This is a genomic window from Streptomyces sp. NPDC001848, assembly GCF_042891915.1.
Taxonomy (GTDB): domain Bacteria; phylum Actinomycetota; class Actinomycetes; order Streptomycetales; family Streptomycetaceae; genus Streptomyces.
Map to the genome: position 1 here is coordinate 105,496 of NZ_JBIATP010000011.1, position 22,387 is coordinate 127,882.

Below are 22,387 nucleotides of genomic sequence, written 5' to 3' on the forward strand. Positions count from 1 at the left end.
ACAGGATCGGCCGCGGCCCGCAGGCCGGTGTGCGCTCGTCGAGCGGAGCAGGTCAGCGGCGGCGGTGCGCCGGGTCGTCGACCGCCTCGATGTGGTCCGCGACCGCGACCACGATCACCCGGGTGTCCGGCACGGTCGCCCGCCAGCGGTGCCGTACTCCCCCGCTCAGGTACAGCGTGTCCCCGCGCCCGAGCCGGTGTGCCCGGCCCTCCGCCTCCATCTCGACGGCACCCTCGACGACGTACATCAACTCGTCGTTGCGGTGCTGGAATTCGCGTCCCTCGTCGTGGTCCCCGATGAACTCCATCGCGTGCAGCTGGTGGTGCCCGCGCACCAGGGGGCGCACCCGGGCCTGCCCCGGCGGGACGTCTTCGTCGTCGGCGCGCAGCACGTCCACGCTGCACGCCGGGTCGGCCGCGGCCAGCAGGTCGACGGCCGTGGTGCGCAGGGCGTCGGCGATCCGCTCCAGTGAGGGCCGGCTGGGGCGCGCCCGCTCGTTCTCCACCTGGCTCAGGAAGGGCACCGACAGGCCGCTGCGCTCGGCCACGACGGCGAGGGTGAGCTCCAGCGCGCGGCGCCGCCGTCGTACGGCCGCGCCCACCCGAAGGGGCTGCTCTTTGTGGTCGCCCATCGCTCGGCTCCCTCCCTCGCTCGTCGGTCCACTGCTTCTTCTGAGGTGTCTGCACCTTACGCATGTTCGGCAAACCGTTTCATGCGCCCGTCACATCGGTGTCATATACAAGAGTGGTGAAGGCCAGGATTCGCGCCACCGGGCGAGCCGTCCCGCCTCCCCGCGCACGCCGCGCTCACCTGGGCGGAAACGGCTGACCACAGGGGCGGGACGGGTCGCGCGAGGTGCCCCAGGCAGCGCGGCCCGGCCGGGGAAGAGTGCCGCACCTGTCACGATCGGTCCATTGGGCCGTTGCGGGGTTGTCCGGTTTCTTCTCGTGCGGCTTTGGCACTGGGTTCGTACGGGAGTACGGAGCCGCCCGGCGCGGTGAGGGGCGCCGGGCGGCTCGCGGTCCGGGGAGAGTCCCCGGGCGTTGCCCCGGGGTGCTGGGCAGGCTACTGCGGAGTCATCCGCTGCACGATGTCCGGGTGCTGCCGCACCCAGGCGGCCACGGCGGCCTCCTCATGGCCCTGGCCGCGGTTCTTGATCTCGCTCTCCAGGCTGCCCAGCTCCGCCTCGCTCATCCTGAAGTTCCTGATCCACTCGGTGAGCTGCGGGTACCGGTCCGGGAACGTCCGGCTGGAGATGGTGCGGATCGTGTTGCCCGCGCCGAACAGCTTCTTGTCGTCCGCGAGCTTGGTGAGCCCGTACTCGCTGTAGGCCCAGTGCGGCGACCACAGGACGACGGCGACCGGCTTCCTCTGTGCATAGGCGCGCTTCAGCTCGGCGAGCATCGCGGGCGTCGAGCCGTCGACGACCTGGTATTCCTTGTCGAGGCCGTAGCCGGGCAGCACCTTCGTCTTGAGCAGGTTCATCTCGCCGGTGCCCGGCTCGATGCCGATGATCTTCCCGCCGAAGGTGCTCGCCTTGCCCTTGAGGTCCTCGAGGGACTTCACGTCCTTCACGTAGGAGGGCACGGCGATTTCCAGCGAAGTGGGCCGGTACCAGGTGCCCAGGTCCGTGAGCTTGTCCTTGGTCCTGTCCCAGTAGTTCTTCTGGGCGTACGGCAGCCAGGCGTCGAAGTTGAGATCGAGGTCGCCGCCCGCCAGGCCCGTGTACACGGGGCCGACGTCCATCTGTTTGAGGTTCAGCCGGTAGCCGCGCCGCTCGAGGACGTTCTTCCACAGGTACGTGACGGCGACGTCCTCGTCCCAGGGGAACCAGGCGACGTTCAACGGCCGCTCGGCCTCGGCCGGGTTGCCCGCCGAGGACTTCTTCACCGGGGCGAGCTTGTCGACGACGCCCGGGTAATTCTTCAGCCAGGCGCGCACGGCGTCCTGCTGCCTGCCCTTGCCGGTCTTGTTGATCTCGGCTTCCAGGCTGGTGAGCTGCTTCTCGTCCATCCGGAAGTTCTTCAGCCAGGTCCCGACGACCGGGTTGTCCTGCGCGAAGCCCTTGCGGGCGAGCGTGTGCACCGAGTCGCCCTTGCCCCAGGCGCCCTTGGGGTCCTTGAGCTTCTTCAGGTCGTAGTCGTTGTACGCCCAGTGCGGCGACCAGAGCGTGACGACGATCGGCTTCTTCTGCTCGTAGGCGCGCTTGAGCTCGGCGAGCATCGCGGGCGTGGAGCTGTCGACGACCTGGTACTCCTTGTCCAGGCCGTACCTCTTGAGGACGGTGCTCTTGAGCAGGCCCATCTCACCGGCGCTGGACTCGATGCCGGTGATCTTCCCGCCGAAGGCGGCGGCCTTGCCCTTGAGGTCCTCCAGCGAGTCGATGCCCTTCATGTACGAGGGCACGCTCAGCTCCAGCGACGTGGGGCCGTACCAGGAGCCCAGATCGTCGAGCCGACTGCCGTACTTCTTCCAGTACTGCTGGTGCGTCGTGGGCAGCCAGGAGTCGGTCTCGAAGTCGATGTCACCCTGGGCGAGCGAGGTGTAGAGCGGCCCGGCGTCGAACTGTTTGACGTCGACCTGGAAACCGCGCTGCTCCAGGACCTCCTTCCACAGGAACGTGGAGGCGACGCCCTCGTCCCACGGGAGGTAGCCGATGGTGATCTTCTTGCCCTCGCCGACGTTCTGCGCGTCGGCCACGGTGGCGGACTTGCCGCCGCCCGCGAAGACGCCCATCCCGCCGGCGACCAGCGCGAGCACGACCGCGCCGACCACGGCCACGGCGGGCCGGGGCCGGTAGGACCAGATCTTCAGGCCCTTCGCGGCGCGCAGCCGGGCGGCGGCGCGGCGGCCCAGCGGGGAGACCTGGGTGCCCAGGGCACTGGTCATGCGGTCGAGATAGATCGCCAGGATGACGATGGCGACACCGGCCTCGGAGCCGAGGCCCACGTTGAGCTGGCCGATGGCCTCGTTGACGTCGCCGCCGAGGCCGCCGGTGCCGACCATGCCGGCGATGGCCGCCATGGACAGGCCCAGCATGATCACCTGGTTGACGCCCGCCATGACGGTCGGCAGGGCGAGCGGCAGCTGGACGCGCAGCAGTGTGTTGCGCGGGGTGGTGCCGAACGCCTCCGCGGCCTCCACCAGCTCCTTGTCGACCTGGCGGATGCCCAGCTCGGTCATGCGGACACCGGGCGCGAGGGCGAAGATCAGGGTGGCGACGATACCGGCGGGGGCACCGGTGCCGAAGAACAGGATCGCCGGGATGAGGTAGATCATCGCGGGCAGCGTCTGCATGAAGTCGAGCACCGGCCGCACCAGAGAGCTGACCCGGCTGGAGCGGGCCGCCCAGATACCGACGGGCACCGAGACGACGAGCGCGATGAGCGTCGCCACCAGGACGAGCGACAGGGTCACCATCGCATCGCCCCACAGCTGCAGGGAGTCGATGAAGGCGAAGCCGGCGAAGGCGAGGACACCGGCGGCCGCGCCGCGCAGCCAGAACGCGATCACGGCGAGGATGCACGCGAGCAGCAGCGGCTCAGGGGCCTGCAGAACGGTGTTGATGCCGTCGAAGGCGCCCAGGAAGACGGTCTTGCAGAAGTCGAACAGCCACGCCATGTGGTGCAGCAGCCAGTCGACGGCGGAGTTGACCCAGTCACCGAACGGGATCCTAGGCACGCGCGACCACCTTCCCGCCCTCGGAGTCGCGCCGGTTGTCGCAGGGTGCGGGGTCGGCGGCCGCGTTGCCGAGGAAGCCCACCAGCCGCTCGCGCGCCACGACACCGATCAGCCGGTTCCCCTCGTCGACCACGCCGACGGGGTGGGAGAGGCGGGCGCTGATCGCGCACAGCTCGGTGAACGGCGTGTCGGGGGTCGCGGTCTCGCAGCCGCAACCCGGGGCATCGCCGGTGACGGAGGTGTCCATGACCGCGCCGGCGGTGAGCACCCGGGAGCGGTCGACGTCCTGGGTGAAGGAGGCGACGTAGTCGTCGGCGGGCCGCACCAGGATGTCCTCGGCGGTGCCGGTCTGCACGATGCGGCCGTCCCGCATCACGGCGATACGGTCGCCGAGGCGCATGGCCTCGTTGAGGTCGTGGGTGATGAAGACGATGGTCTTCTTCAGGGTCTGCTGCAGCTGCAGCAGCTGGTCCTGCATGTCGCGGCGGATCAGCGGGTCGAGCGCGCTGAACGACTCGTCCATCAGCAGCAGGTCGGCGTCCGTGGCGAGCGCCCGGGCGAGCCCCACTCGCTGCTGCATACCGCCGGACAGCTCATCGGGCCAGGACTTCTCCCAGCCGGCCAGACCGCACAGGGCGAGCGCCTCGTCGGCGCGCTTCAGGCGCTCGGCGCGGGGCACGCCCTGCACTTCCAGGCCGTACGCGGCGTTCTCACGGACACTGCGGTGCGGGAAGAGCGCGAAGTGCTGGAAGACCATGCTGATCTTCCGCGCGCGGACCTCGCGCAGTTCGCGAGGACCGAGCCCGGTGAGGTCCTGACCGTCGAAGCGGACATGTCCGGCGGTCGGCTCGAGCAGGCCGTTGAGCATGCGCAGCAGCGTGGACTTGCCGGATCCGGACAGGCCCATGACGACGAAGATCTGGCCCGGCTCCACCGTGAAGGAGGCGTCGATCACGGCGGCGGTGGCCCCGTCCGCGCGCAGTTCCTCACGGCCGGCCCCCTGCCGGAGCCGTTCCACCGCCAGATCCGGTCGTCTGCCGAACACCTTGTACAGGTGCTCGGCCTCAAGCCTGGAAGACACAGGTACCTCTCGTCTCGAAGCCTTCGAGCCGCTGCAAACGTTGAAACTGCAACCGACATCGCTTCGGGGCGCCCCTGCCCGCGATCGTCAAGGCCAAACGCAGGGGTGGTTCAGTTCACAAGGCGTTTACTTCTGCCACGGACCTGCACAGCACGCCCACGGAAGGGGCACTGTCGGAGCCGTACGGCATGATGCGGAACGTGACGCAGAGAACTCGACGGCTCATGCTCCTCGACACCGCCTCGCTGTACTTCCGCGCCTACTACGGCGTGCCGGAGTCCGTGAAGGCCCCCGACGGCACGCCCGTGAACGCCGTGCGCGGGCTGCTCGACTTCATCGACCGCCTGGTGAAGGACCACCGCCCCGACGACCTGGTGGCCTGCATGGACGCGGACTGGCGCCCGCACTGGCGGGTGGAGCTGATCCCCTCCTACAAGGCGCACCGCGTGGCCGAGACGCACGAGACGGAGCCGGACGTGGAGGAGGTGCCGGACACGCTGTCCCCGCAGGTGCCGGTGATCGAGGACGTCCTGGACGCGCTGGGCATCGCACGCGTGGGCGTCGCGGGATACGAGGCGGACGACGTGATCGGCACGTTCACGGCGCGCGCCGAGGGTCCGGTCGACATCGTCACCGGCGACCGCGACCTGTACCAGCTGGTCGACGACGCGCGCGGGGTGCGGGTGCTGTACCCGGTCAAGGGCGTCGGCACGCTGCAGCTCACCGACGAGGCGGCGCTGCGCGAGAAGTACGGCGTGGACGGGCGGGGCTACGCGGACCTGGCGCTGCTGCGCGGCGACCCCAGCGACGGGCTGCCGGGCGTCGCGGGCGTCGGCGAGAAGACGGCCGCGAAGCTGCTGGCCGAGTTCGGCGACCTGGCCGGGATCATGGCCGCGGTCGACGACCCGGCGTCGAGGCTCACACCGGCCCAGCGCAGGCGGCTCGCCGAGGCACGGCCGTATCTGGCGGTCGCGCCCTCGGTCGTCCGGGTCGCCGAGGACGTACCGCTGCCGGAGGTCGACCCGGCGCTGCCGCGTGCACCGCGCGACCCGGCCGCGCTGGATGCCCTGGAGGCCCGCTGGGGTCTGGGCGGCTCACTGCGGCGGCTGCTCACCACGCTCGGGGCGTGACGGCTGACGGAAGGGAGTGTCATCGCCCTGTGACGGGAGAGTCGGGAAAGAGGTGTTGACTGGCAGGAGATGCTAACTTAGGTGAACCTAACTCAGGGAACCGGGAGGCCGTCATGGCAGAGCGCCCCGCAGGCAAGGCGCGCAGGACCCACAGCGCGCAGGTCGTCCGCACGGAGCGGCTGACCCCGCACATGCAGCGGGTGGTGCTCGGGGGCGAGGGGCTGGCCGACTTCGCGACGGGCGGCTGCACCGACCACTATGTGAAGCTGCTCTTCCCCGCCGAGGGCGTCACCTACCCGGAACCCTTCGACCTGCAGCGCATCCGCGAGGAGTTCCCGCGCGAGCAGTGGCCGGTGACTCGGACGTACACCGTGCGTGCCTGGGATCCGGAACACCGCGAGCTGACCCTGGACTTCGTGATCCACGGCGACGAGGGGCTCGCCGGGCCGTGGGCGTTGCGGGTGCGGCCGGGCGAGACCGTGCGGTTCATGGGGCCGGGCGGCGCCTACGCCCCGGACGCGAGCGCCGACTGGCATCTGCTCGCCGGTGACGAGAGCGCGCTGCCCGCGATCGCGGCGGCCCTGGAGGCGCTGCCCGACGGCGCCCGGGCGCACGCTTTCGTGGAGGTCGCCGGGCCCGAGGAGCAGCAGAAGATCGACTCCGACGTGGAGGTGGTCTGGCTGCACCGCGGGGACCGGCCGATCGGCGAAGCGCTGATCGAGGCCGTACGGGCCCTTCCGTTTCCCGAGGGCCGGGTGCACGCGTTCGTGCACGGCGAGGCCGGTTTCGTGAAGGAACTGCGCCGGCTGCTCCGTGTCGAGCACCGGATCCCGCGCGAGGACCTCTCCCTCTCCGGCTACTGGCGCCTCGGGCACAACGAGGACGGCTGGCAGGCGTCGAAGCGGGAGTGGAACGCGCGCATAGAGGCGGAGCAGGAGAGCGCGTCCGCCGCGTAGGAGCCGCGGGCGGACACCACGCGAAGCGGCGGCACCCCGGGGATGACCGGGGTGCCGCCGCTCTGTCGTGCGGTGCAGGGGGCGCATCCGGCGTGAGGACTTGGGCCCGCACCCGACACCGCCGCGTGACGCCGGTGAAACAGGTGCTCCCTACGTTCGGTCGCCCGACAGCAATTTCTGTCACCCGACAGGAACTCTCGCGCCGCAGTGCGAAAGCAGGTTGCCGCCATGACGAGCACCGCCCCCACCGACGTCCGCACCGACCCGCCGGGCCCCGACGGGGCCGCCGACCTCGCCGGCTTCGGCTACCGCCAGGAACTGCACCGCAGCCTGGGCCGGTACGCCTCCTTCGCGGCCGGGTTCTCCTTCATCTCCGTCCTGACGACCGTCTTCCAGTTCTTCGCGTTCGGGTACGCGTTCGGCGGACCGGTGTTCTTCTGGACGTGGCCCGTGGTGATGGCGGGCCAGTTGCTGGTGGCCGCGTGCTTCGCCGAACTGGCCGCCCGTTACCCGATCTCCGGCGCCATCTACCAGTGGTCCTCCCGTCTGTCGAACGCCGGCTTCGGCTGGTTCGCCGGCTGGATCATGGTGATCGGGCAGATCGTGGTGGTCGCCGCGGCGGCGCTGGCCCTGCAGATGGTGATGCCACCGCTGTGGTCCGGCTTCCAGCTGGTCGGGGGCGACCCGTCAGCCACGTCGCCCACGGGTGCGGCGAACGCGGCGATCCTCGGCGTGATCCTGCTGGCGCTCACCACGCTGGTGAACGTCGTCGACAACCGGGTGATGTCCGCGATCAACCGGATCGGGGTCACCGCCGAGATCATCGGCGCCTGTCTGATCTTCGCGCTGCTCCTCACCCATTCCCGGCGCTCCCCCGGCATCACCTTCCACACCGGCTCCGGCACGGGCGGGCTGCTCGGCGCGCTGCTCGTCGGGTCGTTCACGGCGGCATACGTGATGATCGGCTTCGACAGCGCCGGAGAGATGAGCGAGGAGACCCACAACCCGCGCCGCACCGCACCCCGCACCATCCTCACCGCGCTCGGCGCGGCGGGCCTGCTCGGCGGGCTGATCGTCCTCGGCGGCATCCTCGCCGCGCCCAGCCTGGCGGACGGCCGGCTCGGCACCGACGGTCTCAGCTACGTCCTGACCAGCAGCCTCGGCGACGGGGTGGGCCGGGCGCTGCTCGCCGACGTGGTGGTGGCGATCGCGGTGGCGACGCTGGCGATCCAGACGGCGGCGTGCCGGATGCTGTTCTCCATGGCCCGCGACGACCGGCTGCCGTTCGCCCGGCGCCTGGCACGGGTCAACCCGCGCACGGGAATGCCGAGCGCGCCCGCCCTGGTGGTCGGCGTCCTCGCCGCCGCCCTCCTGCTGCTGAACTTCGCCTCGCCGGACGCCTTCCTGGCGATCGGCACCACCTGCATCGTGATGCTGTACCTGGCCTACGCGATGGTGACCGGACCCCTGCTGCTGCGGCGCCTGCGCGGCGGCTTCCCGGCCGGCGGCACGGACGAGACGCACGCCCCCCTGTTCTCCCTGGGCCGCTGGGGCATCCCCGTCAACGCCCTCGCTCTCCTCTACGGCCTCCTGATGACCGTCAACCTGGCCTGGCCCCGAGCCGCGGTGTACGACCCCACGGGCGGCCACTGGTACTTCCGGTGGTTCACGCTGCTGTTCCTCACGGCGACGCTGGCAGTCGGCGCGGCCTACCGGGCGTACCGGAGGCGTGCCCCCGCCACCGCGCCCGCACCGGAGCCGACGGTGCAGGAGGCGGCCGCCTAGGTTCTCGGCCGCTGCCCAGGTTTTCGGCCTGGTCCCGGCCGCCTCGTACGCTGGAGCCCCATGAGACGCCGACCCCGTACCCCGCCCTCTCCCCTGCCGCAGCGCCGCGGGGTCGATCCCGTGCGGGTGCGGTTGCCCTTCGACGGGGGCTGGGCCACCGTGCGGGAGCATCTCGTGGCCCGGCTGGCGGCCGGGGACGGAGTGATCGACGGCATGCTCAAGGCAGGGCTGGTCGTCGGGGCGGACGGGCGGCCCGTCGCCCCGGACGCGGCGTATGTGCCGGGCATGTATGTGTGGTTCCACCGGGAGCTGCCCGACGAGCCGCGTGTGCCCTGTCCGGTCGACGTGGTGTACCGGGACGAGCACATCGTGGTCGCCGACAAGCCGCACTTCCTCGCCACCACCCCGCGCGGCAGCCATGTGGCCGAGACCGCGCTCGCCCGGCTCCGACGCGACCTGGGTATCCCGACGCTGACCGCCGCGCACCGGCTGGACCGGCTCACCGCCGGGCTGGTGCTGTTCACCGTACGGCCCGAGGAGCGCGGCACCTACCAGTCGCTGTTCCGTGACCGGCGCGTCACCAAGGAGTACGAGGCAGTCGGCCCGTACGACCCCGCGGTCGCCCTGCCCCGCACCGTGCGCAGCCGGATCGTGAAGGAGCGCGGGGTGATGACGGCCCAGGAGGTGCCCGGCGAGCCCAACGCGGTCAGCCGGATCGAACTGCTGGAGCACCGCGCCGGGCTCGGTCGCTACCGGCTCCTGCCGTTCACCGGGCAGACCCATCAGCTGCGCGTGCACATGAACGCGCTGGGCCTGCCGATCCTCGGAGACCCGCTGTATCCGGTGGTGGCCGACCCCGCGCCGGCCGGTGACTTCCGGCGCCCGCTGCAACTGCTGGCGCGGGTGCTGGAGTTCACCGATCCGGTCACGGGGCGCGCGCACCGCTTCGTCAGCGAGCGGGTGCTCCAGGCCTGGTCCTCCTACGACATCTGGGCCGGGTAGCGGCTCAGCGGCGCCGCCACCGGCGCAGCACCCGGCACCACAGTCCCGGCCGGGGCCGCGGCTCGGCGACCGGTTCGGTGGGCGCCGGCACGACGGCCGGCGGCGGGGGCGGAGCCGGCAGCGGCTGCGGGTCGGCAGTCGAGGTCCGGGCAGCGGGCGCCGTCGTGATCTCCCAGTCGGAGCGCTGCGTCGGCACCGGTCGCGGCGAAGGCTGCTGCGTCACGTCCTGCGGTGGCTTCGGCTGGAACCGCACCGGGAGCTCCACCAGGTGCCGCGACGCGATGGACGCACTCCAGCGCAGTTCGTCCTCGTCGCAGTCGAGTTCGAGGTCCGGCAGCCGCGTCAGCAGCGCGTCGATGCCGGTGTCGGCGATGGCACGCCCGATGTCCTGGCCGGGGCACTCGTGCGGGCCGCCGCCGAAGGCGAGGTGGGAGCGGTTGCCCTGCATGTTGGCCGAGAGGTCGGGCCGCACCCGCGGGTCGACGTTGCCGGGTGCGATGGCGAAGAGCAGTCCGTCGCCCTTGCGGATGCGCTGCCCGCCCAGTTCCGTGTCCTGCTTGGCGAAGTAGCCGAGGATGCTGCTGAACGGCGGCTCGTCCCACAGGGACTGCTCGACCGCCTCGGGCACCGTCATCTGCCCGCCCCTCAGCTGCGCCCGGAACCGCGGATCGGTGAGGATCATCCGCAGCACGTTGGCGAGGAGGTTGGCGGTGGCCTCGTAGGCGGCGATGAGGACCACCCGCAGGTGCTCCCGGATCTCGTCGTCGGTGAGCCGGGCCGGGTGGTTGATGAGGTGGGTGGTGAAGTCGTCCTCGGGTTCGCTCCGGCGGCGGGCGACGAGCCGGCCGAGGGCGTCCACGATGTACTGGTTGCTGGCGATCGCGGTCTCGGTGCCCTTGAGCATGTCGCGGGCGGCGTGCACGATCCGGTCGTTGTACTCCTCGCCCATGCCGAGCACCTCGCACATCACCGCCATCGGAAGGTGGTCGGCGAACTGGCCGACGAGGTCGGCCCGGCCCTGTTCACAGAAGCGGTTGACGAGGTACTGCGTCGCCCGGTTGATGAACCGGCGCAGGCCCCGGTAGTCGATGGTCGACATGGCGCCGGTGACCGCACCGCGCAGCCGCAGGTGTTCGTCGCCCTCGGCGTGCGAACAGATGGGCTGCCAGGCGAAGTGCGGGGTGAGCGGGTGGTCGGGCTTGACCTCACCGCTCACCAGCGGGGCCCAGATGCGGCTGTCGCGGGTGAAGTGCGCGGGGCTGCGCACCATGTGCAGGTTCTCCGCGTGCCCGAGCACCACCCAGATCGGCACGTCGTCGTGGAGGAGCGCGGGCGCCACGGGGCCGTGCTCGGCGCGGAGTTTCTCGTACAGGGCTCCCAGGTCCTCCGCCTCGGGACCGTACAGCCGGCGCACTCCGCCGGGGCCGAGGCCGTGGGCCGGGCAGCCGGGCGGCGGGACGGCGGAGGAGGCGTCCGTACCGGTGTGGTCCCTGCCGGTCAGGGAGGGGGATTCAGGCGTCACGATGGTCGCTCCGGAACGTCAGGTCGAACCTGTGTCTTGGGATGGGGATGGGGATGGGGATGGGGCCTGGGACGGGGCCGGCAGACGGGGCCGGGGGGATGGGGATGGGGCCTGGGACGGGGCCGGGGGATGGGGATGGGGCCGAAACAGGGGACGGGGCGCGGGCGACCTCAGGCGGGGGCGCGGCGCATCGCCAGGGAGTGCAGGAAGCGCGTCAGCGTCATCAGGACCTCGCGGCTGGAGGCCCGGCGCCGGGCGTCACACTCCATGATCGGGATCTCGATCGGCAGGTCGAGTGCCCCGCGCAGTTCCTCGATGGGGTAACGGGGCGCGTCGGGGAAGGAGTTGACGGCGACCACGAAGGGCACGCCGCGCTCCTCCAGCCGACCGATGACATCGAAACTGACCTCGAGGCGGCGGGTGTCGAGGAGGACGACGGCGCCGAGTGCGCCCTCGAACAGGCCGTGCCACAGGAACCAGAAGCGTTCCTGGCCGGGGGTGCCGAACAGGTACAGCACCAGGTGCTCGGTGATGCTGATCCGGCCGAAGTCCATGGCCACGGTGGTGGCCGTCTTGCTGTCGGAGCCGTAGTTGTCATCGACTCCGATGCCCGCCTGGGTCATGGTCTCCTCGGTCGTCAGCGGCCTGATCTCGCTGACGGAACCGACCATGGTGGTCTTGCCGACTCCGAACCCGCCCACGATGACGATCTTGACGGCGGCCTGCGTGGTGTGCGGCAGGTGGTCCTCGGGGGGCGGCCCCGGGAGGGTGTCAGAGCTTTTGAAGTCCATGCATCACCGCTTCGAGGAGGGAACGGTCGGGCACCGCCTGCCGGACGATCGGGGCGCGTGCCTGGACCAGTTCGGCCGCCAGCAGTTCGGTGATCAGCATGGTCACCACACTGAACGGCAGACCGAGGTAGGCCGAGATCTCGGCCACGGACAAGGGGGTCTGGCAGAGCCGGAGCAGCGCCTGCTGCTCCGGCGTGGCGGCGGGCGGCGGGTCGGCGCTGGTCACGATCAGGGTGACCAGGTCGATGGGGGCCCGTTCGCCCCCGTCGGCCGCGCCGGCGAGGATGTACAGCCGCTCGGGCTGTCTGCCCTCACCCTCCGCCGTGCCGCCTTCGGTGACAGGCTCCGGGGGAGGCTGTTCCTGGGGATGGCGCCGGCGCCGTTGCGGAGGAGTCATACGGTCTGCCCGGTCCGTCGCGGCGGGCTCGTGAGGTGGTCGCCGATGCGGATGACGAGATCGCGCATGCGGTTGCTCATCAGGCCGGCCTCGGCGACCACGTCGGAGAGAACCGCCAGATAGGCGCCCGGACCGGCCTCCATCATGTAGAAGTAGCCGCCGTCGATCTCGATGATGACCATGCGCATCCGGCCGTCGCTGTCCGGCATCTCGGCCGCGACCGCCCCGGCCAGGCTCTGCAGTCCGGCGCAGGCCGCGGCGACGCGGTCGGCGGCGTCCGGGTCACCGCCGTGGCGGGCGATGCGCAGACCGTCGGCGGAGAGCACCACGATCTGGTGGATGCCCGGTACGCCGTCGGCGAGTTCCTTCAGCAACCAGTCCAGGTTGCCTCGCTGCTGGATCACTTCGGGTCCCCCTCGTCGTCGGCCGGGGCAGCGGCCGGCTCGTCGGTGCTGGCGGTTGCGTGCGGGTGGTCGTCCGGCGGTCCGGAGGAGAAGGCGTTCGGGTCGGGGTCGGCCTTGAGCCCGGCGAAGAACGCCTCCACCCACATGCCGGGGGGCGGCTCGTCCTTCTTCCTGCGTTCGGGCTCCGGCCGGACGGGGGCATGGCTCCTGGCCTGGATGGCCCGGGCGGCGGCTTCCGCGGCGGCGGCCTCGGCGATCTGCTGGCTCAGCGGGATCTTCACCCTGCTGCGGCGCTGCGGCAGACCGTTGGCCGTCCACTCGGTGACCACGGGGACGTCGTCCTCCAGGGACAGCCGCTCCCTGACCCGGGGCCCGGTGGTGGGGCGGCGGGGCTTCTCCTTGCGCTTGGGCCCCTCGACGCCGTCGTTGTCCAGGGTCGGAATGGAGGTGATGCCGATGCCGTGGGCCTGTCCTGGGGCGGGGTCGGTGGTCGTCATGTCGTTCGGGACGACGAGGATCGCGCGGACACCGCCGTACGCCGACTTCCGCAGCGAGACCTCCATGTTGAACATCGACGACAGGCGTCCGACGACGGCGAGGCCGAGGCGCGGGGCCTCGCCGAGCTGCTGGACGTCCACGTCGGCCTGGGCCTCGGCGAGCATCCTTTCGACCTTGGCGCGGTTCTCGCCGCTCAGGCTGACTCCGCCGTCCTCGATCTCGACGCAGACTCCGGTCTGCACCTCGGTGGCGGTGACGTGCACCTTGGTGTTGGGCGGCGAGTAGCGCGTGGCGTTGTCGAGGAGTTCGGCGGCGGCGTGGATGATCGGCTCGACCGACTCGCCCTTGATGTTGACCTTGGCGATGGAGTGCAGTTCGATGCGGCGGTACTCCAGGATCCGGCTCATCGCACCGCGCAGGCAGCTGTACAGCGGCACGGGCTGGGGCCACTTGCGGCCGGGGCGGCCACCGCCGATGACGGCGATGGAGTCGGCGAGGCGGCCGATCAGCGCGTTGCCGTGGTCGAGGCGCAGCAGGTCGTCGAAGACCTCCGGGGTCAGACCGTGGTCCTCCTCCATCTCCCGCAGTTCTTTGGCCTGTTGGTGGACGATGGCCTGGACGCGGCGGGCGATGTGGACGAAGGCACGCAGCGCGGAGTCGCGCCGGGCGATCTCACGGTCGATGACCTGCAGTACCGTCTTCAGCAACCGGCGCTGCGCGGCCGGCATCCCGCGGAACTCCGGGGTGCCGTCGACGAGTTGGGTGAGCACCTGTCCGGGCGAGATGGCTTCGCGCAGCTTGGCGACCGCCCTGGGCACGACCTCGGTGCGGAGGTAGTCGAGGTCGTCGTTCTGGGAGGCGATCCGGCGCTCCAGCAAGGCGGTGCGCTCGGCGCACTCGACGCGCAGGGCACGCAGGGCGCGTTCACGGTGGACGGCCACGGCCGCGACGGCGGTCACCAGGACCGTGGCGATGGCCCCGCACCAGCCGACGGCGGCCCGGGCGGGCCCGGTGAGCACGGCGACGGCGGCCCCCGTCGCCGCGGACATCAGTATCACCGGCACCAACAGCACGCGCGTGTAGGGAAGTTCGTGGCCCGCAGGAGGCGATTGAACACTCACCATGTATGCCCTCTGAGACGGAATCGGCTGGGTCGGGGGGTGCTTACGGGAAGAGGCGGGTAGGTACCGGATCGAAACGGGGTGACATCTGGATCTTCGTCATGTTTGGGAACAGGCGCACGAATACACCGCAACTCGGTGCGCCGCGGGCGAGCTTAGTCCGACCGGATCATCGCCATGTCATATTCAGCAAGCACCTGAAATGCCCATCGGATCAGGAGTACGCTCAGCACTTTTCACACAATGCGCTAGTGTTCGAACACGGACCGTTATCACGAACGGGTATGCGGAACGGATCGCCCGCGTAGGTGAATCCCCTGCGGCGCAGTCGACTTGGGGCTTGAGGAGCTGAGGACCTGAGGAAGCCTCAGACTCCGGCGATACGCAGCGCCGCGTCCGCCGTGGCCTCCGCGAAGGCGGAGACCGGACGCTCCGGGTCGGAGCGGTGGACCAGGATGACGCCCTCGATCAGCCCGAAGACCAGATCCGTCCGCAGATCCAGCTCACCCTTGGCGAGGGCCGAGCCCGCACGGGTGGCGGCGATCAACTGCCGGTAGGCGTCCTTGAGTTCCGCGCGCACGGCATGGAAGCCGGCGAACCGTTCGGAGCGCACCTCGGGCAGCAGGTAGAGACCGCCCAGGTTGTGCGGGCCTCCGCAGAGCAGTTCGACGTCGGTGCGGCACAGCTCCCACAGGCGGTCCTCGGCCGGGGCGGTGTCGACGGCGAGCAGGTCGCGCGCACAGGACAGCGAGGGCGTGACGGTGGACTCCAGCAGCTCGGCGAGCAGTTCCTCCTTGCCGGACACGTAGTGGTACATGGAGGCCTGCCGCATCCCGGCCCGCTCGGCCACGGCCCGGGTGGTGGTCGCGGCATACCCGCGGGTCGTGAACAGCTCGGCGGCGGCCGTGAGGAGCTCGTCGCGCGGCGACAGTCCACTGTCGGGGCGCCGCTCCGCCCGCGGCCTGCCGACCCGCCGCCCACCACCGGTTCCCATGCGGTCGATCCTCGCACATGACGCCGTACGACGATCTCGGCGCGGTACGACGAGGGCCCGCGCCGGCCATGGACCGCGGCGGGCGCCGCCGGGGCCAGAAACAGCACGCCGTACGACGAGGGCCCGCCCGGCGCCCGCCGTGAGGGACCGGAAACCGACCGGCAACACCCGGGACACGCCCGCGACCCCACCGGCGCCTAATTTCTGTCGGGCGACAGAAATCACCGCAGCAGTCAGACCCCGAAAGGTCCCGCGATGGCGACAGCGACCACCTACGGAGCACGCGACCACGCCCGGGCACAGGAGGGTGCCCGTACCGAGGCCATGCCCGTCGTCCCGGCGAGCGCCTGGCCCGCGCCGCCCTGCGAGGCGGGCCACCTGGTGTGGGCGGAGACCGTGGCGGGCGGCAACTACACGCACCGGGTGCTGGCCCGCGGCACCGAGCTGCGGCTGACGGACCTGCGGGGCGACGCTTGCGCCCATCTGCTGCTGTTCGTCGCCGACCGGCCGTGGGAGCGGCTGAACGTCGCCGACACGGTGAAGGTGCAGTGGAACGCGTACCTCGAGGAGGGGCGGCTGCTCCTGTCCGACCAGGGCCGCGTCCTCGCCTCGGTCGTCGCCGACACCTCCGGGCGGCACGACGCGCTGTGCGGTACCTCCACGCTCGCCCGCAACACCGAGCGCTACGGGGACGGCACCCCGCAGTCCGCGTCCCCCGCCGGACGGGAGCTGTTCAAGCTCGCCGCCGCCAAGAACGGCCTGGAGGCGCGCGACCTGCCGCCGTCGCTGTCGTTCTTCCAGGGCGTGGAGATCCGCGAGGACGGCGCCCTCGACTTCACGGGCTCCGTCGGCCCCGGCGGCAGCGTCACCCTGCGCACCGAGCAGGACGTCACGGTGCTCCTCGCGAATGTCCCCCACCCGGTCGATCCGCGCCCGGACTACGTGTGCACCCCGCTGGAGGTCCTCGCCTGGCGCTCGGAGGCGACGCGCCCGGGCGACCCGGTGTGGGAGGCCACACCGGAGGGCCGCCGCGCCTTTCTGAACACCGCCGAATTCCTCGCCGCGAGGGGGCTCGCATGAACACCGCGAAGACCGTCGTTCCGGCCCGCGCCGCCTGGTCGGCCGTCGTCCGCGCCGGGGAGCCGCTCACGATCACCGATCTGCACGGCAACCAGGCCGTCGACTTCCTCGTCTACGACGCACATGACACGTCCGTCCGCTACAGCGCCCCCGACACCGTCCACGCGCAGGGAAACATCTTCCTCACCACGGGCAGCGTGCTGCTGTCCAACGAGCACACCCCGCTGATGACGGTCGTCGCGGACGACGTGGGCCGGCACGACACGCTCGGCGGCGCCTGCTCCAAGGAGTCGAACACACTCCGGTACGGCCACCACACCTGGTCGCAGCACGCCTGCGTGGACAACTTCCTGGCGGAGGGCGCCAAGTACGGCCTCGGCAAGCGGGACCTGGTGTCCAACATCAACTGGTACATGAACGTTCCCGTCGAGAAGGACGGCACCCTCGGCATCGTCGACGGCATCTCGGCACCGGGCCTCTCGCTGACCCTGCGGGCGGAGCGGGACGTTCTCGTGCTCGTCTCCAACTGCCCCCAGATCAACAACCCGTGCAACGGCTTCGAGCCGACGGCGGTGGAGATGACGATCGGGGCCGGCCGGGGGGACGGCGCATGAGCTTCGATGCGCTCCTGGTCGCCAACCGCGGCGAGATAGCCGTCCGGATCCTGCGTACGGCCCGCGAGCTCGGCCTGCGCACGGTCGCGGTGTACTCCGACGCGGACCGCTCGGCACCCCACGTCCGACTCGCCGACCACGCGGTACGGCTGGGACCGGCGCCCGCGAGGGAGTCCTACCTCGATGCGGACCTGGTGCTGAGGGCCGCGAAGGACACGGGCGCGGGGGCGATCCACCCGGGCTACGGCTTCCTGTCCGAGGACGCGGCGTTCGCGCGCCGCTGCGAGGACGCCGGGATCGTGTTCGTGGGCCCGACCCCCGAACAGCTGGAGCTGTTCGGCACCAAGCACACCGCCCGCGCGGCAGCCCGGGCGGCGGGCGTACCGCTGGCCCCCGGCACGGGCCTGCTCGCCTCCCTGGACGAGGCACTGGAGCGAGCCGAAGAGATCGGCTATCCCGTGATGCTCAAGGCGACGGGCGGGGGCGGCGGCATCGGTATGTCGGCATGTCGCTCCGCCGGCGAACTGAGTGAGGCATGGGAGCGGGTGCAGCGGGTCGCCGCCGCCTCCTTCACCACTGCGGGCGTCTTCCTGGAGCGGCTCGTCGAGCACGCCCGCCATGTCGAGGTGCAGATCTTCGGCGACGGCGCGGGGAAGGTCGTCACCTTCGGCGACCGCGACTGCTCCCTGCAGCGCCGCAACCAGAAGGTCGTGGAGGAGGCACCGGCACCGGGGCTCCCGCCCCACGTACGACGGCAACTGGCCACCTCCGCGCGCGACCTGTGCGCCTCCGTCGGCTACCGGTCCGCCGGAACCGTCGAGTTCGTGTACGACGTGGCCCGTGAGGAGGCGTACTTCCTGGAGGTCAACACCCGCCTCCAGGTCGAGCACCCGGTCACCGAGGAGACGTACGGCGTCGACCTGGTCACCTGGATGCTGCGCCTGGCGCGCGGCGACCACGACGTCGTGCGGGACCCGGGGCCGCCCCGCGGCCACGCCGTCGAGGCCCGCCTCTATGCCGAGGACCCCTCCCGCGACCACCGCCCCGGCGCCGGACTGCTCACCCGGGTCGAGTTCCCGCAGGGGGTGCGCGTGGACGGCTGGATCGAGACGGGCACGGAGGTCACCACCTCCTACGATCCCCTGCTCGCCAAGGTGATCGCCTACGGCCCGGACCGGGACCACGCGTTGCGGCGGCTGGACGAGGCCCTGTCCCGCACCCGGGTGGACGGCATCGAGACCAACCTGGGCCAGATCCGGGCGGCCCTCGCGGCCGGTGCCTTCCGGTCGGCCACGCACTGCACGGCGACCCTCGCCGACGTCACGGACCCGACCCCGCGCATCGAGGTGCTGTCCGCCGGGACACTGACCACCGTGCAGGACTGGCCGGGCCGCACCGGCTACTGGCAGGTGGGCGTGCCGCCGTGCGGCCCGATGGACGACCTGTCCTTCCGGCTCGGCAACCGGGCGCTCGGCAACCCGGAGGGCGCGCCCGGCCTGGAGTGCACGCTCCAGGGGCCGACGCTGCGCTTCACGCACGCCACCACCGTGTGCGTCACGGGCGCCCCGGCGCCGGTCAGGCTGGACGGAGCGCCTCTCGCGCAGTGGGAGCCGGTGACGGTGCCGGCGGGCGCGGTCCTGGAGGTGGGGACGCCGTCCGAACACGGACTGCGGACCTACGTCCTGTTCGCGGGCGGCGGCCTGGACGTGCCCGCCTTCCTCGGCAGCGCGGCCACCTTCACGCTGGGCCGGTTCGGCGGCCACGGCGGTCGGGCGCTGCGCACAGGTGACGTCCTGCACGGCGGCACGGTGACGACGGGCACCCCGGTGCCGGCCGCCGATCGCCCGGCCTTCACCTCGTCGTGGCTGCTGGGAGCCCTGGAAGGTCCTCACGCGGCACCGGAGTTCTTCACCGAGGACGACATCCACGACTTCTACGCCGCCGAGTGGAAGGTCCACTTCAACTCGGCCCGCACCGGAGTACGCCTGGTCGGCCCCAAGCCGCGCTGGGCTCGCCCGGACGGCGGCGAGGCGGGCCTGCACCCGTCCAACATCCACGACACGCCGTACTCGGTCGGCGCCGTCGACTACACGGGCGACATGCCGGTGCTGCTCGGCCCGGACGGCCCGTCGCTCGGCGGCTTCGTCTGCCCGGCGACCGTGCCCACCCGGGAACGCTGGAAACTCGGCCAACTCCGCCCCGGCGACACCGTCCGCTTCGCACCGCTGGCCGACGACGGCGCGCCGCGGCCCGCCATCGTGGACGGCGGGATCCTGGCCCGGGACGGCGACGTGACGTACCGGCGCAGCGGCGACGACAACCTGCTGGTCGAGTTCGGTCCGATGCGGCTGGACCTGGCCCTGCGGATGCGGGTGCACGCGCTGATGGAGGCGGTGTCGCAGGCGTGCCTGGACGGAGTCACCGACCTCACCCCCGGAATCCGCTCCCTCCAGATCCAGACCGACCCGCGCAGGCTCGCCCAGCCCGACCTGCTCGCACTCGTCCGCGAGATGGTCGCGACCCTGCCTCCCACCGACGAACTGGTCGTCCCGTCCCGCACCGTCCACCTCCCGCTGTCCTGGGACGACCCGGCCACCCGTGAGGCCATCGCCCGCTACATGGCGGGCGTCCGCGACGACGCGCCCTGGTGCCCGTGGAACATCGAGTTCATCCGCCGCGTCAACGGCCTGGACTCGGTAGAGGACGTGTACCGCACGGTCTTCGACGCCGAGTACCTGGTCCTGGGCCTCGGCGACGTGTACCTGGGCGCACCCGTGGCCACCCCCCTCGACCCGCGCCACCGCCTGGTGACCACGAAGTACAACCCGGCCCGCACCTGGACCGCCGAGAACTCGGTCGGCATCGGCGGCGCCTATCTGTGCGTCTACGGCATGGAGGGCCCTGGCGGCTACCAGTTCGTGGGGCGTACGACGCAGGTGTGGTCCGGGTGGCAGCAGCGGGGCGCGTTCGAGCCGGGCTCCCCATGGCTGCTCCGCTTCTTCGACCGCATCAAGTGGTACCCGGTGAGCGCCGAGGAACTGCTCGAACTCCGCGCGGACATCGTCTCGGGCCGCTTCGTGCCGCGTATCGAGGAGGGGGTGTTCTCCCTGGCGGAGCACGAGGCGTTCGTCACCGAGAACTCCGCGGCGATCGCCGAGTTCAGGTCCCGGCAGCAGGCCGCCTTCGCCGGGGAGCGTGCCGCGTGGGAGGCGGCGGGCGAGTTCACCCGGCAGGAGACGGCGACCGCTCCCGCGGTGCAGTCCGATGTGGTGGTTCCGCCTGGTGGCCGGCTCGTGGAGGCGGAGTTCACCGCGTCCGTGTGGCAGGTGAACGTCGAGCCGGGCGACGAGGTGACGGCAGGACAGCCGCTGCTGGCCCTGGAGGCGATGAAGATGGAGTCGAGGGTGCGTGCGCCGGTCGACGGCGTGGTGACGGAGATCCTGACCAGGCCTGGCGCACAGGTGGATGCGGGCACGGCCTTGGTGGTCCTTGGCCCCCCGCAGCCCACGGTGACGTGAAGGCAGCCAGGTGGTGTGTAGGCAGCCGTTCCTCCCCCAAGCTCTCGGCTTCGCTCGAGCAGGCGATGCCCCAGGGGCGGAACGGGTGGGCACACACCACCCACCGGCGGCCGGCCGACGAACCCACCCCAGCCCAGGAGCACAGATGTCCACACTGACCCGAGTCCGCCGGACATACGCCCGCATCCAGACCGTCAACCGCCCCGAAATCTGGATCGACCTGCGCAACCAGGCGGACGTGGAAGCCGAAGCAAGGACCGTCGACGCACGAGTGGCCGCGGGCGAACACCTCCCCCTGGCCGGCAGGCTCTTCGCCGCGAAGGGAAACATCGACGTCAAGGGCCTGCCCACCACGGCAGGCTGCCCGGCCTACGCGTACGCACCCGAAGAGGACGCTCCGGTCGTCGCCCGCCTCCGCGCAGCCGGCGCGGTGGCGCTGGGCACCACGAACCTGGACCAGTTCGCCACCGGCCTGGTCGGCACCCGCTCCCCCTACGGCGCCGTACGCAACGCCCACGACCCGTCCCGCATCAGCGGCGGCTCCAGCTCCGGCTCGGCCGTGGCGGTGGCGCTCGGCATCGTCGACTTCGCCCTCGGCACCGACACCGCGGGCTCGGGCCGCGTCCCGGCCGCCTTCAACGGCATCGTCGGCCTGAAGCCGACCCGTGGCCTCGTCCCCACGACCGGTGTCGTGCCCGCCTGCGCCTCGATCGACTGCGTCACGGTGTTCGCCCGTACGCTCCCGGAGGCCGAGCAGGCGCTGGCCCATATGGCGTCGCCGCCCGGCGGCGCGCTCCCGGCTCTCCCTCAGCGGGCGGCGGGCCCGTGGCGCATCGCGGTCCCGCCGCTCGCCCAGCTCGGCGAGATGGACGAGGGCTGGGCGGAGGCGTACGAGGCCGCGGTCGGCCGGCTCGCGGGCGCGGGCGCCGAGGTGCGGAGCATCGACCTCGCTCCGTTCACGGAGGCGGCAGCGATGCTGTACGAGGGCGCGTTCGTGGCGGAGCGCTATACGGCGGTAGGGAGCTTTGTCGACAAGTTGATCGCCGAGGGTGGCGGGGGCCTGGACCCCACGGTCGCCGGCATCATCACCCGCGCCCGCGACATCCCGGCCCATCAGCTCTTCGCCGACCAGGCCCGACTGGCCCTCCTGCGCGCCCGCGCCCTGGCGGAACTGGCCGACGCGGACGCGCTGCTGCTGCCCACCGCCCCGGGACACCCCACCCTCGCCGAGGTCGCCGCGGACCCCCTGGGCGCCAACGCCCGTCTGGGCCGCTTCACCAACTCGACGAACCTCTTCGACCTGGCGGCGGTGGCCGTCCCGGCGGGCGAGGTGAACGGGCTGCCGTTCGGCGTGATGCTGGTCGGTCCGTCGTTCACGGACGAACGGCTGGCCCGGATCGCCCGAGTGCTGGAACCGGAGACGTACGTCGCCGTGGTGGGCGCACACCTGTCGGGCCAGCCCCTGAACCCGCAACTCCTGGCGTTGGGCGCCCAACTGGACCGTACGACCACCACGGCCCCGCTCTACCGCCTGCACGCCCTGCGCACCGACCCGCCGAAGCCGGGCCTGGTGCACGTCGGCGAGGGCGGCGCGGCGATCGAGACGGAGGTCTGGCGGCTGCCCGCGGAGGGCCTGGGCCGTCTACTGGCGGCTCTGCCCCGCCCGATGACGCTGGGCAGCGTGGAACTGGCCGACGGTAGGCGAGTCCCCGGCTTCCTGTGCGAACCCGGTGCCCTGGCCGACAGCGAGGACATCACACGGTACGGAAGCTGGCGGGCGTATCTGACTCGGGGGCAGGGACAACAGGCCTGA

Annotated in this window: 17 protein-coding genes; 8 read left to right on the forward strand and 9 right to left on the reverse strand. The window is 71.5% G+C overall.

The window, feature by feature from the left end; translation table 11 throughout:
• Positions 1–52: 52 nt before the first annotated feature.
• The 3 genes from ACFYZJ_RS23290 to ACFYZJ_RS23300 form a co-directional block, all read right to left on the reverse strand.
• Entirely contained in the window at positions 53–631 is a 579-nt protein-coding gene (locus ACFYZJ_RS23290) for a helix-turn-helix domain-containing protein (RefSeq protein ID WP_388570929.1), read from the reverse strand.
• 434 nt (positions 632–1,065) lie between these two features.
• Positions 1,066–3,681 (reverse strand): ABC transporter permease/substrate binding protein, encoded by a 2,616-nt coding sequence (locus tag ACFYZJ_RS23295; protein ID WP_388570930.1) that lies wholly within the window; start codon positions 3,679–3,681, stop codon positions 1,066–1,068.
• Positions 3,674–4,762 carry a glycine betaine/L-proline ABC transporter ATP-binding protein gene (locus ACFYZJ_RS23300; protein ID WP_388570931.1) on the reverse strand — a complete coding sequence of 363 codons (1,089 nt, stop codon included), beginning with the start codon at positions 4,760–4,762 and terminating at the stop codon, positions 3,674–3,676. Before ACFYZJ_RS23300 ends, ACFYZJ_RS23295 begins: the two co-directional genes overlap by 8 nt.
• 191 nt (positions 4,763–4,953) lie before the next feature.
• Between ACFYZJ_RS23300 and ACFYZJ_RS23305 the strand changes: the two genes are divergently transcribed.
• The 4 genes from ACFYZJ_RS23305 to ACFYZJ_RS23320 all read left to right on the forward strand — a co-directional run bounded on the left by ACFYZJ_RS23305 (position 4,954) and on the right by ACFYZJ_RS23320 (position 9,635).
• Positions 4,954–5,892 carry a 5'-3' exonuclease H3TH domain-containing protein gene (locus tag ACFYZJ_RS23305; RefSeq protein ID WP_388571215.1) on the forward strand — a complete coding sequence of 313 codons (939 nt, stop codon included), beginning with the start codon at positions 4,954–4,956 and terminating at the stop codon, positions 5,890–5,892.
• A gap of 113 nt (positions 5,893–6,005) precedes the next feature.
• The gene (locus tag ACFYZJ_RS23310) at positions 6,006–6,848 is read left to right on the forward strand and encodes a siderophore-interacting protein (protein WP_388570933.1); all 843 of its coding nucleotides are present in this window, start codon (positions 6,006–6,008) and stop codon (positions 6,846–6,848) included.
• A gap of 228 nt (positions 6,849–7,076) precedes the next feature.
• Positions 7,077–8,633, forward strand: a complete 1,557-nt coding sequence (locus ACFYZJ_RS23315; RefSeq protein WP_388570935.1) for an amino acid permease — start codon at positions 7,077–7,079, stop codon at positions 8,631–8,633.
• Between the two features lie 60 nt (positions 8,634–8,693).
• Positions 8,694–9,635, forward strand: a complete 942-nt coding sequence (locus ACFYZJ_RS23320; protein ID WP_388570937.1) for an RluA family pseudouridine synthase — start codon at positions 8,694–8,696, stop codon at positions 9,633–9,635.
• A 4-nt stretch (positions 9,636–9,639) separates the two neighbouring features.
• On the opposite strand, the gene ACFYZJ_RS23325 is transcribed toward ACFYZJ_RS23320, so the two are convergent.
• The 6 genes from ACFYZJ_RS23325 to ACFYZJ_RS23350 form a co-directional block, all read right to left on the reverse strand.
• Positions 9,640–11,157: a cytochrome P450 gene (locus tag ACFYZJ_RS23325; RefSeq protein WP_388570938.1), complete on the reverse strand. Its 1,518-nt coding sequence runs from the start codon at positions 11,155–11,157 to the stop codon at positions 9,640–9,642.
• A 170-nt stretch (positions 11,158–11,327) separates the two neighbouring features.
• Entirely contained in the window at positions 11,328–11,948 is a 621-nt protein-coding gene (locus ACFYZJ_RS23330; protein ID WP_388570940.1) for an ATP/GTP-binding protein, read from the reverse strand.
• On the reverse strand, positions 11,929–12,345 hold the full coding sequence (locus ACFYZJ_RS23335) for a DUF742 domain-containing protein (protein WP_388570942.1): 417 nt from the start codon (positions 12,343–12,345) through the stop codon (positions 11,929–11,931). Before ACFYZJ_RS23335 ends, ACFYZJ_RS23330 begins: the two co-directional genes overlap by 20 nt.
• On the reverse strand, positions 12,342–12,749 hold the full coding sequence (locus ACFYZJ_RS23340; protein WP_388570944.1) for a roadblock/LC7 domain-containing protein: 408 nt from the start codon (positions 12,747–12,749) through the stop codon (positions 12,342–12,344). The genes ACFYZJ_RS23335 and ACFYZJ_RS23340 overlap by 4 nt, the downstream gene beginning before the upstream one ends.
• A complete protein-coding gene (locus tag ACFYZJ_RS23345) occupies positions 12,746–14,371 on the reverse strand; it encodes a sensor histidine kinase (protein WP_388570945.1) in 1,626 nt (541 codons plus the stop codon). Before ACFYZJ_RS23345 ends, ACFYZJ_RS23340 begins: the two co-directional genes overlap by 4 nt.
• 364 nt (positions 14,372–14,735) lie before the next feature.
• A complete protein-coding gene (locus ACFYZJ_RS23350; RefSeq protein ID WP_388570947.1) occupies positions 14,736–15,362 on the reverse strand; it encodes a TetR/AcrR family transcriptional regulator in 627 nt (208 codons plus the stop codon).
• A 255-nt stretch (positions 15,363–15,617) separates the two neighbouring features.
• On the opposite strand from ACFYZJ_RS23350, the gene ACFYZJ_RS23355 reads away from it, so the two are divergent.
• From ACFYZJ_RS23355 to atzF, 4 genes are all read left to right on the forward strand, one after another.
• A complete protein-coding gene (locus ACFYZJ_RS23355) occupies positions 15,618–16,442 on the forward strand; it encodes an urea amidolyase associated protein UAAP1 (RefSeq protein WP_388570948.1) in 825 nt (274 codons plus the stop codon).
• On the forward strand, positions 16,439–17,056 hold the full coding sequence (locus ACFYZJ_RS23360) for an urea amidolyase associated protein UAAP2 (protein WP_388570949.1): 618 nt from the start codon (positions 16,439–16,441) through the stop codon (positions 17,054–17,056). The genes ACFYZJ_RS23355 and ACFYZJ_RS23360 overlap by 4 nt, the downstream gene beginning before the upstream one ends.
• On the forward strand, positions 17,053–20,574 hold the full coding sequence (locus ACFYZJ_RS23365; protein WP_388570950.1) for a 5-oxoprolinase/urea amidolyase family protein: 3,522 nt from the start codon (positions 17,053–17,055) through the stop codon (positions 20,572–20,574). Before ACFYZJ_RS23360 ends, ACFYZJ_RS23365 begins: the two co-directional genes overlap by 4 nt.
• Positions 20,575–20,719: 145 nt before the next feature.
• Positions 20,720–22,387, forward strand: a complete 1,668-nt coding sequence (gene atzF, locus ACFYZJ_RS23370; protein WP_388570952.1) for an allophanate hydrolase — start codon at positions 20,720–20,722, stop codon at positions 22,385–22,387.

Coding starts and splice junctions, on each gene's coding strand:
- ACFYZJ_RS23290 (WP_388570929.1), bottom strand. CDS start 631: ATGGGCGACCACAAAGAGCAGCCCCTTCGGGTGGGCGCGGCCGTACGA.
- ACFYZJ_RS23305 (WP_388571215.1), top strand. CDS start 4,954: ATGCGGAACGTGACGCAGAGAACTCGACGGCTCATGCTCCTCGACACC.
- ACFYZJ_RS23310 (WP_388570933.1), top strand. CDS start 6,006: ATGGCAGAGCGCCCCGCAGGCAAGGCGCGCAGGACCCACAGCGCGCAG.
- ACFYZJ_RS23315 (WP_388570935.1), top strand. CDS start 7,077: ATGACGAGCACCGCCCCCACCGACGTCCGCACCGACCCGCCGGGCCCC.
- ACFYZJ_RS23320 (WP_388570937.1), top strand. CDS start 8,694: ATGAGACGCCGACCCCGTACCCCGCCCTCTCCCCTGCCGCAGCGCCGC.
- ACFYZJ_RS23330 (WP_388570940.1), bottom strand. CDS start 11,948: ATGGACTTCAAAAGCTCTGACACCCTCCCGGGGCCGCCCCCCGAGGAC.
- ACFYZJ_RS23335 (WP_388570942.1), bottom strand. CDS start 12,345: ATGACTCCTCCGCAACGGCGCCGGCGCCATCCCCAGGAACAGCCTCCC.
- ACFYZJ_RS23345 (WP_388570945.1), bottom strand. CDS start 14,371: ATGGTGAGTGTTCAATCGCCTCCTGCGGGCCACGAACTTCCCTACACG.
- ACFYZJ_RS23350 (WP_388570947.1), bottom strand. CDS start 15,362: ATGGGAACCGGTGGTGGGCGGCGGGTCGGCAGGCCGCGGGCGGAGCGG.
- ACFYZJ_RS23355 (WP_388570948.1), top strand. CDS start 15,618: ATGGCGACAGCGACCACCTACGGAGCACGCGACCACGCCCGGGCACAG.
- ACFYZJ_RS23360 (WP_388570949.1), top strand. CDS start 16,439: ATGAACACCGCGAAGACCGTCGTTCCGGCCCGCGCCGCCTGGTCGGCC.
- ACFYZJ_RS23365 (WP_388570950.1), top strand. CDS start 17,053: ATGAGCTTCGATGCGCTCCTGGTCGCCAACCGCGGCGAGATAGCCGTC.
- atzF (WP_388570952.1), top strand. CDS start 20,720: ATGTCCACACTGACCCGAGTCCGCCGGACATACGCCCGCATCCAGACC.